15 protein-coding genes are annotated in these 14144 nt (G+C 41.7%); 6 read left to right on the top strand and 9 right to left on the bottom strand.

The window, feature by feature from the left end; genetic code table 11:
* Positions 1–316 precede the first annotated feature (316 nt).
* The gene (locus IEW82_RS09570) at positions 317–628 is read right to left on the bottom strand and encodes an Fpa/YlaN family protein (RefSeq protein WP_373285711.1); all 312 of its coding nucleotides are present in this window, start codon (positions 626–628) and stop codon (positions 317–319) included.
* 178 nt (positions 629–806) lie between these two features.
* Here IEW82_RS09570 and IEW82_RS09565 point away from each other — a divergent pair, with 178 nt between their 5' ends.
* Positions 807–1274 carry a molybdopterin-binding protein gene (locus IEW82_RS09565; RefSeq protein ID WP_188692906.1) on the top strand — a complete coding sequence of 156 codons (468 nt, stop codon included), beginning with the start codon at positions 807–809 and terminating at the stop codon, positions 1272–1274.
* Between the two features lie 190 nt (positions 1275–1464).
* Here the strand turns inward: IEW82_RS09565 and IEW82_RS09560 are convergent, their stop codons facing one another.
* A complete protein-coding gene (locus IEW82_RS09560; protein ID WP_188692904.1) occupies positions 1465–2790 on the bottom strand; it encodes a PhoH family protein in 1326 nt (441 codons plus the stop codon).
* A 136-nt stretch (positions 2791–2926) separates the two neighbouring features.
* Here IEW82_RS09560 and IEW82_RS09555 point away from each other — a divergent pair, with 136 nt between their 5' ends.
* A complete protein-coding gene (locus IEW82_RS09555) occupies positions 2927–3472 on the top strand; it encodes a YhcN/YlaJ family sporulation lipoprotein (protein WP_188692900.1) in 546 nt (181 codons plus the stop codon).
* Between the two features lie 95 nt (positions 3473–3567).
* On the top strand, positions 3568–3768 hold the full coding sequence (locus IEW82_RS09550; RefSeq protein WP_188693347.1) for a YlaI family protein: 201 nt from the start codon (positions 3568–3570) through the stop codon (positions 3766–3768).
* A 933-nt stretch (positions 3769–4701) separates the two neighbouring features.
* Here the strand turns inward: IEW82_RS09550 and IEW82_RS09545 are convergent.
* Complete coding sequence (locus tag IEW82_RS09545; protein WP_188693344.1) at positions 4702–4983, bottom strand: YlaH-like family protein; 282 nt, start codon at positions 4981–4983, stop codon at positions 4702–4704.
* A gap of 66 nt (positions 4984–5049) precedes the next feature.
* On the bottom strand, positions 5050–6885 hold the full coding sequence (gene typA, locus IEW82_RS09540) for a translational GTPase TypA (RefSeq protein ID WP_188692897.1): 1836 nt from the start codon (positions 6883–6885) through the stop codon (positions 5050–5052).
* Positions 6886–7072: 187 nt separating this feature from the next.
* Here typA and IEW82_RS09535 point away from each other — a divergent pair, with 187 nt between their 5' ends.
* Complete coding sequence (locus IEW82_RS09535; protein WP_188692894.1) at positions 7073–7246, top strand: DUF5325 family protein; 174 nt, start codon at positions 7073–7075, stop codon at positions 7244–7246.
* A 65-nt stretch (positions 7247–7311) separates the two neighbouring features.
* Here IEW82_RS09535 and IEW82_RS09530 read toward each other — a convergent pair whose 3' ends face one another.
* Positions 7312–8142, bottom strand: coding sequence for an inositol monophosphatase family protein (locus tag IEW82_RS09530; protein WP_188693340.1), 831 nt, complete (start codon positions 8140–8142; stop codon positions 7312–7314).
* A 221-nt stretch (positions 8143–8363) separates the two neighbouring features.
* Positions 8364–8552, bottom strand: coding sequence for a YkzI domain-containing protein (locus IEW82_RS09525; protein ID WP_188692891.1), 189 nt, complete (start codon positions 8550–8552; stop codon positions 8364–8366).
* Positions 8553–8789: 237 nt separating this feature from the next.
* Here IEW82_RS09525 and IEW82_RS09520 point away from each other — a divergent pair, with 237 nt between their 5' ends.
* Positions 8790–9398, top strand: coding sequence for a YktB family protein (locus IEW82_RS09520; RefSeq protein ID WP_188692888.1), 609 nt, complete (start codon positions 8790–8792; stop codon positions 9396–9398).
* 440 nt (positions 9399–9838) lie between these two features.
* Here the strand turns inward: IEW82_RS09520 and IEW82_RS09515 are convergent, their stop codons facing one another.
* Entirely contained in the window at positions 9839–10183 is a 345-nt protein-coding gene (locus tag IEW82_RS09515; RefSeq protein ID WP_188692885.1) for a YolB family phage-derived protein, read from the bottom strand.
* Positions 10184–10195: 12 nt separating this feature from the next.
* The gene (locus IEW82_RS09510) at positions 10196–10663 is read right to left on the bottom strand and encodes a DUF4879 domain-containing protein (RefSeq protein ID WP_188692882.1); all 468 of its coding nucleotides are present in this window, start codon (positions 10661–10663) and stop codon (positions 10196–10198) included.
* A 321-nt stretch (positions 10664–10984) separates the two neighbouring features.
* Here IEW82_RS09510 and IEW82_RS09505 point away from each other — a divergent pair, with 321 nt between their 5' ends.
* A complete protein-coding gene (locus tag IEW82_RS09505) occupies positions 10985–12460 on the top strand; it encodes an aminotransferase class I/II-fold pyridoxal phosphate-dependent enzyme (RefSeq protein WP_188692878.1) in 1476 nt (491 codons plus the stop codon).
* A gap of 273 nt (positions 12461–12733) precedes the next feature.
* On the opposite strand, the gene lpdA is transcribed toward IEW82_RS09505, so the two are convergent.
* The gene (gene lpdA, locus IEW82_RS09500) at positions 12734–14143 is read right to left on the bottom strand and encodes a dihydrolipoyl dehydrogenase (RefSeq protein WP_188692875.1); all 1410 of its coding nucleotides are present in this window, start codon (positions 14141–14143) and stop codon (positions 12734–12736) included.
* Position 14144 lies beyond the last annotated feature (1 nt).

Raw genomic sequence — 14144 nt, 5'->3', positions numbered from 1 at the left:
GCCAGGAGCGGAAACGGACACTATCCTTTCCATTAGCACCCAAAAAAACTTTCCAAACGGCAAGCCTGAAGGGTAAAGAAGAGGATTCAGCCCGCGATTCAACTGTTTTAAAACATTTTTAAACATGACATTAGCAGAGTAAAAAGACAGATAATGAAAAGGAAACTCAAACCATCATTAAAGTGATAGTTTGAGTTTCCAATATGCACTATCAATAAAAGGAGTAACATGCATTAAAGCTAAGGCATGATCTTTGCTCAACAAGGAGCACTATCCTTTCAACAATCCTTGACTATATTGTATAACCAAAGAGCGATTATCTGTCACCCGTGACAGCATCATGAAGCGTTGACAGCTGCCTTTCCAAAGACTCAAGCAATTCTTTGCCGTCCCTTTCGTCAACCAATCCAAGGCGAATCGCAAAATCGATTTCCCTAGACAGGCCAAACATTTGTGTATCAAGAACTTCCTCATAAAGAGGACATTGTGGCATCGTTAGATTATCCATCTGCACTTCAATGAGCTTTAGGATCTTGTGAGCATCGCTTTTGAGCACTTGGTAGGCTTTCTCACGGTGACCCGCTTCGATTTCAGTCGACAATAGGATCCCCTCCGTTTGATTCACCATCCTAATTCACATATTAGCTTTAAAACCCAAAAAAAGCAAGAGTAGAGTTGTAGGCCTAGATTAAAATCTTGAACAAGTGACAAAATCTATGATTCATTTTATACTTAATGGCGAATGCTTAAAATATTATTTTTAGAACTATCTTTTAAGATAACTTTCCAAAGAAAGAAGGATTATCGTGCAGCACATTGTCATGTTAAAGGGCCGAGTTGCCTTTTCCCTTACTTTAGACCCAAGCAGCTGGATTTTTGACGACAGAAAAATTGACATTAATGATTTTTACGCTGATGATTTTGATTTGGACACTTTTCTTGAGGCGCAAAAGGATGAACGCGCAGGTGCGGCCATACCAAGACTAGCTAAAGGCCAGCGCAAATATAAGAAAGACGAATGGCTCATTCGGTCATTTGCTATGCCTGCCAAAATTTTTATCGATAATGCAGAGCCCCAGGCAGACGCCTCTCTACTCACCTTCGAATTAACTGACGGTGAAACCATTTCAATTCCTTTAGAAGAAGCAAGAGACGGTCTATTAGCCTTTAGCCATCAGGGGAAAATCATTAGCGATGAAGGTCCCTTGCACTTTTATTTTAAAAATAATCCAAACGCTGCAATCAAAGGCATTTGCGGCTTAAACGTTCAATAGCTTTCTCTCTTCCTTCAATGAGCCTTATCAAGCACACTTCCTTGATAAGGCTTATTATCATTTTCTAAGCTGGGTGTAACCTGTACAGCACAGGCAAAAGGCACTTGTTATCCCCCTTGTCATCACACGTCTTTGTAATTTCATCATCCACTGCCCTATGTATATCCCTCGTTCAGCCTTGCTTATGCTTTTATAAGATATCAGCTGCGAGCTGCGCCAACGTGGAGCGCTCTCCCTTCATCAGCTTGACATGACCACTGATAGATAGCTCCTTCATCTTTTCTACCACATAAGTCAAACCATTGTTATATTCATCAAGGTATGGATGATCGACTTGCTGTGGATCACCGACAAGGACGATTTTTGTTCCTTCTCCAACACGCGTCAAGATGGTTTTTACTTCATGCTTTGTTAGATTTTGTGCCTCATCTATGATAATAAATTGTTCAGGAAGACTGCGCCCTCTTATATAGGTTAATGCTTCAACTTGTATCGAAGTCATACCAGAGAGGATGTTATCCAGATCCCTTTTTTTCTTTGTGTTAAATAAAAATTCTAGATTGTCATAGATCGGCTGGAGCCATGGACGCAATTTATCCTCCTTCTCTCCTGGAAGATAGCCGACATCTTTACCGACAGGGACAATCGGGCGAATGATCAGCATTTTTTTATACTCGTGCAAATCCTCTGTTTGCAGGAGCCCTGCGGCCAATGCGAGCAAGGTCTTTCCTGTTCCCGCCTTGCCGACCAGTGTCACCAATTCGATTTCTTTTTTCTGAAGCAGCTCCAGTGCCATCATTTGTTGGGCATTTTTTGCACGGATCCCCCAGGCCCCTTCATTGCCGAATAGACATGGCTTAATGGCTCTAACCTGTTCGTCCACGATACCGATGGCTGACGAATGATTGCTATAGGTTCGCATAATGACAAATTGCTGTGGATAAAAATCATATCTATTGAGCGCCTTAAGCGCTATCCCTTTCTTCTGAAAAAAATGATCCATATCTTCATCATGAATGGTTATTTCTTTAAACCCAGTATAAATATCATCATAATTAATGACGCGATCATTTAGAAAATCCTCTGCTTGTAGTCCGAGTGCATCTGCCTTTACACGGACAAGGACATCCTTGCTGACAATAATGACTTGGCTGGCATCGGGCTGCTCCCGCTGTTCATTTTGCAAATTCAATGCGACAGCCAAAATCCGGTTATCATTAGTCATCTCAAGGAACGTATCTCTTAAGCACTGAAAGGAACGGTGATTCAATTCAACCCATAAATGTCCCCCATTGTCTAAAGGAATTTTTTCATGAAGCTTTCCTCTAACTCTTAAATCATCAATTAAACGTGAAACATGGCGCGCATGCTTTCCTATTTCATCCATATTTCTTTTTTTCGAATCGATTTCTTCAAGCACAACCGCCGGAATGACAATATCATTCTCCTCAAACGCAAACAAAGCATAGGGATCTTGTAAAAGTACATTCGTATCAAGGACATAAATCTTAGACAATGTGACGCCTCCTGTGCCTGTTCATAAATTATTGTTCGATTAACACCAATATATGAGCCAATGCATAAAGTTAGACGACCACGAGGAAAATAAGATCAATGGACATGCCCATTCAATCGGTAAGGAGGGACTATACATGTTTAAAAAAGGATGTTTACTTCTAGGTTCACTCGTTTTATTGACAGCTTGTCAAGGGAATCAATCTTCTAATCAAAGTGAACCCCTTCATGTAACCGAAGTGAAGCAAACCGTTGATGACAAGCAACGAAACCTCAATGGCAAGCAGATCGCTAAAAGACTGGTCAACATTGCCAATCGTATCCCCGGCGTAAACGACGCCACAGTAATCGTTGCTGGTAACTATGCCGTCGTTGGTATCGATGTGGATAAAAACCTTGATCGCACAAAGGTCGGCGACATTAAAAGCTCCGTAGCTGAAGCGCTTAAAAAAGATCCTTATGGGGCAAATGCCGCTGTCACCAGTGATCCTGATATCATCCAGCGCTTGAAAAATATGGGGAAGCAAATGCGTCAAGGAAAGCCGCTTTCTGGAATTGCTAGCGAATTAGCCGCAATCGTTGAACGCCTTGTTCCAGAAATTCCTAATAATGTAAGGCCCAATGAACAAGAAGACAACCCTCAGCCAACACAGCAGAATCAGGAAAAGCATCAAGCCAAATAATCTTTTTAAGAGAAATACATCCAAGCGCCCTTTAAAAAGCTTGCTCACCGCTTGTAAGATTTGTTAATCTTAGATTATAAGGGTGGTGATTAATGATGCAGGTAACCTGTTCAATTTGTGACGCCAAAGAAGAAATTAATGACCGATCTCCTATAGCCAAACAATTGCGCAATCGCCCTATTCACACATATCTCTGTGACAAATGCAATGACAGAATTAAAATAAGAACAATAGAACGTTGGGAAACAGGTAAATTTCGTCTTTATAAAAAGAAACCCACAAAGAATGATTGGTAATTCAGCCAATAAAAAACACATCCACTCAGGGAGAAATGAGGGATGTGTTTTTTTTACAAAATGCCAGCCTTGCTTTTGCTACGTTCATGCCATAGTTAAATGATCATGCATTTTATCAAAATACACTTGTTGTTTGGCACACTCTTGCCTTTGATTCCATGGGACAATGCCAAAGCTAGACATCCTGGCCGAGCGCGTGGAAAGCATCCGAATTCAGGGGTGAGCGTGACAAAAGACGGAGGCTATTTAACAAATTCAGGCCTCAAAAGAACAAAAGCCCTGTCCATTTTAATAAAAGCCTCGATCAAATTAACAAATAAGGCTCGAAGTTTCCGAATAGAGAACAAAACCGCGGGCCATGTTTCCGAATCTAGGAGTGAACGTAACAAAAGCGCATTTCAACTTAACATAAGGTCAACCCCTTTTAACAAAAGGCTCGACCAAATTAACAAATAAAGCTCGAAGTTTCCGAATAGAGAACGAATCCACGTGGCAAGTTTCCGAATCAGGGTTTGAGCGTAACAAAAGGCAGAGGTAAGTTAACGAAAACCCGTTTCAAAGAAATAAAAGCTATTGGCCTTTTAACACATGCCATTAGCTTATCCCTAAGCATTAATAGCGAAAAGTTATACCTTCTGTTTTTTAAGAAAAACAAGGCTTAAAAGCGTGCCCAGTCCTTGTCCTTAGTATAGGGCATCATTCAATATGAAAGAGGCTTCAGCGCCTGGTTCAAGTGGGGGGGGAGCGCAAAGCGCAAGGACTCCTGCGGGAAAGCGGTAAGACCTTAGCAGTGCGAAGGCGTGAGAAGGCTTACCACTCCCCCGCGGAAATCCGCACCGTCCTCATGACCAGAAATTTTAGACTTTCTTTTCTTTTAAAAAGAGAGGGTATCCTCAAAATCCGTTAGGCTTTTGGGATACCCTCCTTTCATTTTTAAGCTTGTTTGTTATGATTTGTCTTCTTTTGTGTGCTCTTTAAACGGATTTTATAAATCGATAGAACAACCGCTGCGATGAACAGCGCACCGACAATGGGCAACTGTAAGGCGAGTACGGTTAAAATCAGACAGCCAATGACAAGCAAAACGTAGATGATAACCGACTTGAGCACTGGAAGCTTTTTAGCAAACCCCAACTTATATACAATGATTGACAGCACCACTATGGTGAGATACAGCCAAAACATCGCATAGTGACTCGTCCATTGATGCTCCATTAAAAAGCGAATATAGCCAGAGAACTTTACCGATTCATCACCTGGATCCATGGGGACACCCCCTTGTTATTTCGTGCCGACTTTTTTGCGTTTTTCAGCTTTTTCCCGTTCGTTTTTATTAAGAATTTGTTTTCTTAAACGAATATTTTCCGGGGTAATTTCGCAATACTCATCATCATCCAAATACGAGAGTGCGTCCTCAAGAGATAATATTCTTGGTGTCTTCAACGTGGTGGTTTGATCTTTTGTAGCCGAACGCACGTTGGTTTGGTGCTTTGTTTTTGTTACGTTAACCGTTAAGTCATTTTCTCGTGTGTGCTCACCGACGATCATGCCCTCATAAACGGCTGTCCCTGGCTCGATAAACATGGTGCCGCGGTCTTCAAGCTGTCCCATCGCATAGGCCGATGACTGACCGGTTTCCATTGCGACAAGCACGCCCTGTCTTCTGCCACCGATGACTTCATTCACCACAGGACGATAGTGATCAAAGGTATGGTTCATTATACCATAACCACGTGTTTCTGTTAAAAAGTCTCTGCGATAACCAATTAATCCTCTTGAAGGTGCAATGAATTCAAGTTTATAGTGGCCATCCGCTTGTTGCTCCATATTTTGCAATTCGGCTTTACGTACACCCATAGACTCGATAACCGATCCGGAGTAATCTCCAGGGACATCGATGTGAACGCGTTCGTAAGGCTCTGATAGCACACCGTCGACTTCTTTGATAATAACCTTTGGCTTAGAAACTTGGAGCTCATAGCCTTCGCGACGCATCGTTTCAATGAGAATCGATAGGTGGAGCTCACCGCGACCAGAAACCACCCAAGCATCAGGAGAATCGGTCATTTCTACACGCAAGCTCACATCACGTTGCAATTCGGCAAGCAAGCGCTCTTCAAGCTTGCGGCTGGTCACATGCTGTCCCTCGCGACCCGCAAACGGACTCGTATTGGCACGGAAGGTCATCTGCATTGTGGGTTCGTCAATGCTTAGTAAAGGGAGTGGATCAACGTGCCCTGCTTGGTTGATGGTTTCACCAATATTAATATCTTCAACACCTGTGATAGCGATGAGATCGCCTGCTTTGGCTTCCTCAATTTCATTGCGCTTTAAACCAACGAAACCAAAAAGCTTCGTCACTCTAAAAGGCTTTTCCCTTCCGTCAGCTTTAACTAAAACCGCTTGCTGACCGACATGAATGGAACCACGGAAAATCCGGCCAATCCCAATCCGACCAACATAATCATTGTAGTCAAGCATGGTCACTTGGAATTGTAGCGGCTCATCCGAATTATCCACTGGAGGTGCCACATGATTCAAAATAATATCAAATAAGACAGACATATCCTTAGTCACATCTTCTGGATCTGTTCCTGCCACTCCATTGACAGCCGAAGCATAAACGACAGGGAATTCCAATTGGGCATCATCAGCACCAAGGTCGATGAATAATTCTAATACTTCATCAATCACCGCTTCAGGGCGCGCCATTGGCTTATCAATTTTATTGACAACCACAATGGGCTGTAACTTAGCTTCCAAAGCCTTCTTTAACACAAAACGTGTTTGTGGCATAACGCCTTCATAAGCATCGACTAACAAAAGGACGCCATCCACCATTTTCATAATCCGTTCAACTTCACCACCGAAATCGGCATGTCCTGGTGTATCCACGATATTAATGCGGTTGCCATTATAGTTAATACTTGTGTTTTTAGCTAAAATCGTAATGCCTCTTTCACGCTCTAAATCATTTCTATCCATAGCCCGTTCGCTAACGTGCTCGTTTTCACGAAATGTTCCTGATTGACGAAGCATCTGATCGACAAGTGTTGTTTTGCCGTGGTCAACGTGGGCGATAATTGCAACATTTCTTAATTCTTCTCTTCTTTTCATCTGCGTAACTCCTCATTAAATGTACGAACAAAAATCAAACGTTCTTATTATAACACATGGATGCGATATTACCTAAAAGAATATTGTCTCAAACATCTATTATAAGCTGTAACTTGAATTTTTTCCACTAGACCTTTTCCTTTTGCGCCTAAATGCGTTAAAATAGTGGGTGGAGGCGATCAGAGCAATGAATGCATTATTCTTCTTATTGGCTGTCCTGACAGTAGCTAGCCTTGTGGCGATCGGTTATGGCATCGCTATCGCAAGTCCACTAGCCACCATTCTTTCGATCATCGGTGTCTTTGTCTTTATGGGACTAGGCTTTACACTGAAACGGAAACTAAGAGCTTCAAATTCCTAAAGAGTGAACGGCGAATCGGACGCCGTTCACTCTTTACACTTTAAAAACATGTCGAGGATCCAGGTTCATTTTTGCTGAACGTACTTGCCTCCTTGAATTCCTTCTTGTACATAGCGGAGCATTTCCGCATGGACCCCTTTTTTTCCGATAAGAATAGAATTTTGCTCAAGCAATTGTAGAGGCTGTCCATCGACCTGAGTGGCCTTCCCACCGACTTCATCGATTAAAATCAAACCTGCCCCGAAATCCCATGGCGCTAATCGCATTGACAAATAGCCATCTAAAATGCCATAAGCGACATAAGCAAGCTCTATTGCAGCTGATCCATAGGAACGCGTTCCTCTTGTATGTTCAGCAATCCCACGCACAATCTCTGGATCGATTCGCCGATTTTTGCTTAACCATGTCCCATTAATAGCGACAACAGACGTTTTGAGCTCACCAGAATCCAGCTCATCCAGCTTCTCATCATTAATATATGCACCGTGCCCGGCAATACAATGGTAAATATCACCAGAAATCACATCGTAAATCACCGCAACCTTACCTACACCCTCTTCGTAGATTCCCACCGAAATAGCAAAATGCCGCTTCTGATGTACAAAATTCATCGTCCCATCGATTGGATCAATAAACCATAGTATGCCTTTAGTCGACTTAACCTCATCACCAAAGCCCTCCTCGGAGACAATCTGATGCCCAGGATAAGACGTGCGCACCTTATTAATAAAAAATTGCTCAGTCTGTTTATCCATGTTTGTCACAAGATCATCAGGAGAGGATTTAGACTCGACATTTAAGTGCCCCTTAACTGCTCGTTTTAGGCTTTCACCTGCCTCCAGTACCCATTCCACCACATGATCGTGGATGTTCTTCCAATTCACTGTATCTGTCATGATTTTCTCCCTTTCTGTCAAGGTTTTAAACGTTAACATCTCATATGTATCATCCGTTATGAGCGGCTGTTTTAGCACCTGATTCTCTTCTTATTATGACACAGAATAATACTTTGGATTACACGATCCGCTCATGCCTATAAATCGTTCTACATTTCAAACAAAATGTGTAAAAGACCCTCACTGATATGAGAGCCTTTTTTCATTATACACTATTCTTATCAAGCCTCTAGTCTAATAAGTTCTTGTCGCAGCTTCGTCAAGCGTTCTTTACAAGCCTTCGTCTCATTTGCGTCTTGATTGACCATTGCATCGTGTAGTGTTGCCAGTTCATAATCAATCTCCAAGCGCAAAACGGGAATTCGCTTCTCAGCATCCGTTCTCTTTAAAGTTTGAATCACCTGCTTCACGGTAACCTACACTTCCTTTCTGGAGGAATGGTCGTTGCTCAATATACCCACTTTGTTGACCTAATATTCTGACTTAAGGAGTATTGATTTATCATATGATTTTTATCAATAATATGATACCTCAAGTGAAATCTTGCCTATTATTTTCCTCATGCGCCCATTTCGTAAACCACCAACTGTTGTGCTACAATAAATAGTACAAGCTCGAATAGGAAGTTCATGTTAAGGAGGATACATATGACATTTGAAGGGTTCACACAAAAGGATTTCGAGGTGTTTACAATAGATGGCTTGGAACCAAGAATGGCAGCCTTAATCGCCACAGTAAGACCCAAATTAGAGGCATTAGGAGCTGAATTTGCACCTGTGCTCACAAGCTTAACAGGTGATGAGATGTTTGCCCATGTTGCCAAGCATGCACGCCGGACCGTCCATCCACCAAAGGATACGTGGGTGGCCTTTGCTGCGGACAAACGCGGCTATAAAAAGCATCCCCACTTTCAAATCGGCCTATGGGAATCGCATCTATTTATTTGGTTTGCACTTATTAATGAAGCGGTGAATAAACCGACCTTTGCTGAACGTTTAAAAGCACAGCAGGGAGATTGGCTCGAAAGGCTCCCTGCTTCCTTTGTCTGGTCGACTGATCATACTAAACCAGATACCATCGATACCTTTGATCCAGAGATGCTGGAGCGCTTAGCACATGTGAAAAAGGCAGAGCTGCTTTGCGGGGTGACGATCAATTCAGCACAGGTGATTGAAAAAGGAGCTAATCTCTTTAATGATATAGAAGCAACCTTTGCCAAGCTTGCCCCACTATATGAAATTGTCCTAAAAGGATAACTAGAAGGCTTGGACAGAAATACAGAAATATTCAGCTCATAGGAAAGCCACACGCATTCACCATTTCGAAGAAATACGTGTGGCTTTTTGAAAAGAGTATAAAATTTCCGGCCATGAGGATGGTGTGGATTTCCGCTCCAGGTCGCTCGCTTTCCACGGGGGAGTGGTAAGCCTCCTCGCGCCTTGCGCTCCCATCCACTTAACCAGGCAATGAAGTCTATGTCATATTGGATGATGCTCTATACTAGGGACAAGGGCCGGGCATGCTTTTCGCCCAGTTTTTCTTTGTAAGTCGTAAAGCGCTTCGTCAAGACCCGTCTCCGTATTTTGCCTACGCTTTTGTTTTCCCTCACTACTTTATTAAATCTTATCGTTCGCTATTAGGGTGATTTCTTATTTGTCTCACCCTCTTCTATGACATCCTTTTTCAATTGAGAAAACTAAGCTTTCTTGTCAAGACTATTGATTAATGTTTGATCATCATCGACAAGACCCAGTTGAAAGGCTTTATTCATAATATCCGTCACTTCTGTTGTGAACTGACGATCTTTGCCATATTGAAGCTGAGTCTGCAAAGCTTGTCTATGAAACGACGACATCTGCTTGGGATTATCCTTATCGACCACTTTGTTATCGTCTAATAATTGTTTGAATTGCTTAAAGGAAATATCCTTCTCTTTCTCATTTTGAAAATGAGTGCCACCCTTCATATTCTTTTGAAAGTTAGCAAATAAGGTCAGCCGAGTATAAGCAGCAAATGCTGGATCATTCGGTTTAATAACCATCCTTTTCACCTCTCAATTTACTGTAATAAACAAATTATCATAAAGAGTGTTGTTAGGGGGATAATAATTATTTGCCGTGACATTAAAAATACCACTCGTCACCTCAGATAAGGGAACGCCTATATATTTAATCGTACCAATGACAATATTGTTAGCATTCGTTACATAGTCATCTGGTAAAGCTTGAAAGGTTCTAGATGTTATATTATTTCCATTATCATAAACTTGGAACGTTCCATTCTGTACAGTGCCCTCAATGTAAACAGCGATATAACCATTCTGACCACTCATTGGTATATTAGCAGACTGCTGATTAAAATCAATATTTTCCCATTCACCATTTACACCATCCGATGTTACACCTATAACCTGAAGATTGGTTAACTCTGGAGCGGGAGCTGCATGAGCTTTTTCACTTATCGTAAAGACGACTGGAAGCGCCAACAAAATTGCAATAAAGCTTACTACAATTCTTTTCATCTTACACCACCCTTTGGATTATTCTACCACCATCTTATGGCATTATCTGTATATTAACAATATTTTTGGCTAAAAACAGGAAAAAAGACCTAATTATTTTCTAATTTATTGAACTTTTAAAAATAAACCTTAAGCTTATCTGTTTTAAATCTGTGCTTTTTCTGGATTTAAGCCATTCCATTGTCTTCTAAAACATATTTTTCTCAAATTGTTTCCACACTAAAAATAAAACTTGATTAAAAGGATTCGTTTCCATTAATATTAATCTTAGTGTTTAATGAATGCTGAAGTTTTTATGTGAAAGATGAGGTGCAAGGTCATATGAAACAATCAGAGACGCCTTTATTTTCAGGCTTGCTCAACTATATTCAATCCAACCCCATTCCTTTCCACATCCCAGGTCATAAGAAAGGCAAGGGGATGGACCCAGAGTTTCGTCAATTTATTGGAGAACATGCCTTATCAATAGATTTGATTAATATTGCTCCGCTAGATGATTTGCATCAGCCTCATGGCATGATTCAAGAGGCACAAAAATTGGCTGCCGAGGCTTTTGGGGCAGATGCCACCTTCTTCTCTGTACAAGGGACAAGCGGGGCAATTATGGCCATGATTTTATCCGTTTGCGCACCAGGGGATAAATTAATTGTTCCGCGCAACGTTCATAAATCGGTTTTATCTGCGATTATCTTCTCAGGAGCAACACCCGTATTTATTTATCCTGAAGTGGATCGTGACCTTGGCATTTCACATGGGATCTCTCCTAATGCTGTAAAGAAGGCGATTAAACAACACCCCGATGCCAAGGGATTGTTGGTTATCAACCCGACTTACTTCGGGGTCAGCGCCAACTTAAAAGAGATCGTTGATATTGCCCATGAACACGATATTCCTGTCTTAGTCGATGAAGCACATGGTGTCCACATCCATTTTCATCCTGATTTACCAATGTCAGCTATGCAGGCAGGAGCAGATATTTCTGCAACAAGTGTACATAAGCTCGGTGGTTCTTTAACACAAAGCTCGATACTCAATGTACGACAAGGATTGGTTTCAATCGATCATGTTCAATCCATTTTAAGCATGATTACAACGACATCAACCTCCTATATCTTGTTAGCAAGTCTGGATGCCGCCCGCCGTTTTTTGGTCATGCAAGGCATGGAGCAATTAAGCAAAACCATTTTAATGGCTCAAAAGCTTCGTGAACGCATCAATGGTATAGAGGAACTCTATTGTCCTGGTGAGGAAATTCTAACGTCTGAAGCGACCTATGCTTTAGATCCAACAAAGATTTTAATCTCGGTTAAAGCTTTAGGCATAACAGGCTACGATGCTGAAGTATGGTTACGCACCCATTTTAAAATTGAAGTAGAGCTCTCGGACTTATACAATATTCTTTGTATTGTAACCCCAGGTGATGATGAGGAGAGTTTAGCGCAATTGCTTAAAGGACTTGAAGAGATGGCGAAGCAGCATCATCAAGTAAAGGGCACACCTTATAAACAGCTGCCCGTCCATGTTCCCGATATGCCGGGCTTAGCGCTTTCACCAAGAGATGCCTTCTATGCTGAAACTGAAGTCGTCACTTTTGATGCAGCAGTCGGCCGAATCATTGCGGAATTCGTCATGGTTTATCCTCCAGGCATTCCTATTTTTACCCCTGGAGAAATTGTCACCCAGGACAACCTTGACTATATTAAAGAAAATATCGTTGCTGGCCTCCCTGTCCAAGGGCCAGATGATCCAACCCTGCATACCTTAAAGGTTGTTCAAGAGGCCAAGCCAATTATATAACTCTTAGCCCATAGCAGCCACCAAAGCTCTCTTTGACTGGTTGCTATGTTTTCTTATCTATACCACATTCATATTACCCGGTCCTTTTATAATCAAGAGAAGGGAGAGACACACTATCAGCGCATTAACGATTTTTTAAATATATTCCTGAGCAGCCTACTCACTATTAGCTTGTATAAACTGGATACCATAGTATCTGATAAAAGAAAAAAAGGATGCCCACAAAAGTAAATCTTTTGGGACATCCTTTTTAAAACTTATATAAAAGCTTTATTATTTTGCAACGTGAATAGGGAGACCAAGGGCCACTTCAGCTGTTTCCATCGCAATTTCACCTAAAGTAGGGTGAGCATGGATGGTTAATGCCACGTCCTCAGCTGTCATACCTGCTTCGATTGCTAAGCCCATTTCAGCGATCATATCAGATGCACCCGCACCAGCAATTTGTGCGCCAAGGATTAAGCCATCTTCTTTACGCGTAACAAGCTTCATGAAACCGTCTGTATCATTCAATGACAAAGCACGACCACTTGCAGCAAATGGGAATTGTGCGACTTTAACATCGTAGCCTTGTTCTTTTGCTTCATCTTCAGTAAGACCAACAGAAGCAAGCTCTGGATCTGAGAAGACAACAGCAGGAATACATTGATAGTCCACTTCAGCTGCTTGACCGCTGATCGCTTCCGCAGCTACCTTACCTTCATAAGAAGCTTTGTGTGCAAGGGCTGGTCCGGCAACAATATCACCAATAGCATAGATGCCTTTAACATTGGTTTGTCCTTGCTTATCAACTTTAATCAAGCCGCGTTCAGTCATTTCAACGCCTGCAAGATCAAGTCCAAGCTCAGCAGTATTAGGACGACGTCCAACTGTTACTAAAACATAGTCAGCTTCGAAGACTTCTTCTTTCCCTTTAATTTCTGCTGTCACCTTCACACCATCAGCAGATTCTTCTACACCTTTAGCCATTGCTTCTGTGTAAATTTCAACATTTTTCTTTTTAAGACGCTTTTTAACAAGCTGACTCATTTTCTTTTCAAAACCTGGAAGGATAGTATTTGTACCTTCAAGGATTGTGATTTCTGTGCCAAAGCCTGCGAAGGCATTGCTCAATTCAACACCGATATAACCGCCGCCGATGACAACGAGCTTTTTAGGGGCTTCTTTAAGGGCTAGTGCGCCTGTTGAAGAAAGCACACGATCTGACCATTTGAAGCTTGGGATTTCAATTGGGCTAGAGCCTGTAGCAATAATACAGTTTTTGAACTTCAAGCGTTTTGAACCATAGCCATGATTCACGCGAATTTCATCTTCTGCAACGAATAAGGCTTCGCCTTCTTCGATTTCTACCTTATTAGCCTTAAGTAGTGCTTCAACACCACCGGTCAATTTCTTAACAACTGAACTCTTCCACTCTTGAACTTTTTCAAAATCAAGAGTAACATTTTCAGCTTTGATACCGAGTTCTTCAGATTCTTTAGCATGTTCATAGCGGTGGCTTACAGAGATTAAAGCTTTAGAAGGAATACAACCTACGTTAAGGCAAACACCGCCAAAGTGTTCTTTTTCAACGATAGTAACCTTTTGTCCTAGCTGTGCGGCACGAATGGCTGCAACATAACCACCAGGTCCTGCTCCAATGACAACTGTATCGACTTCGGTTGTAAATTCACCTACTACCATA

The organism is Pullulanibacillus camelliae (assembly GCF_014642655.1).
Taxonomy (GTDB): Bacteria; Bacillota; Bacilli; order Bacillales; family Sporolactobacillaceae; genus Pullulanibacillus; species Pullulanibacillus camelliae.
The sequence above is the reverse complement of the archived record's forward strand: the minus strand, read 5'-3'. Positions and strand labels throughout refer to the sequence as shown.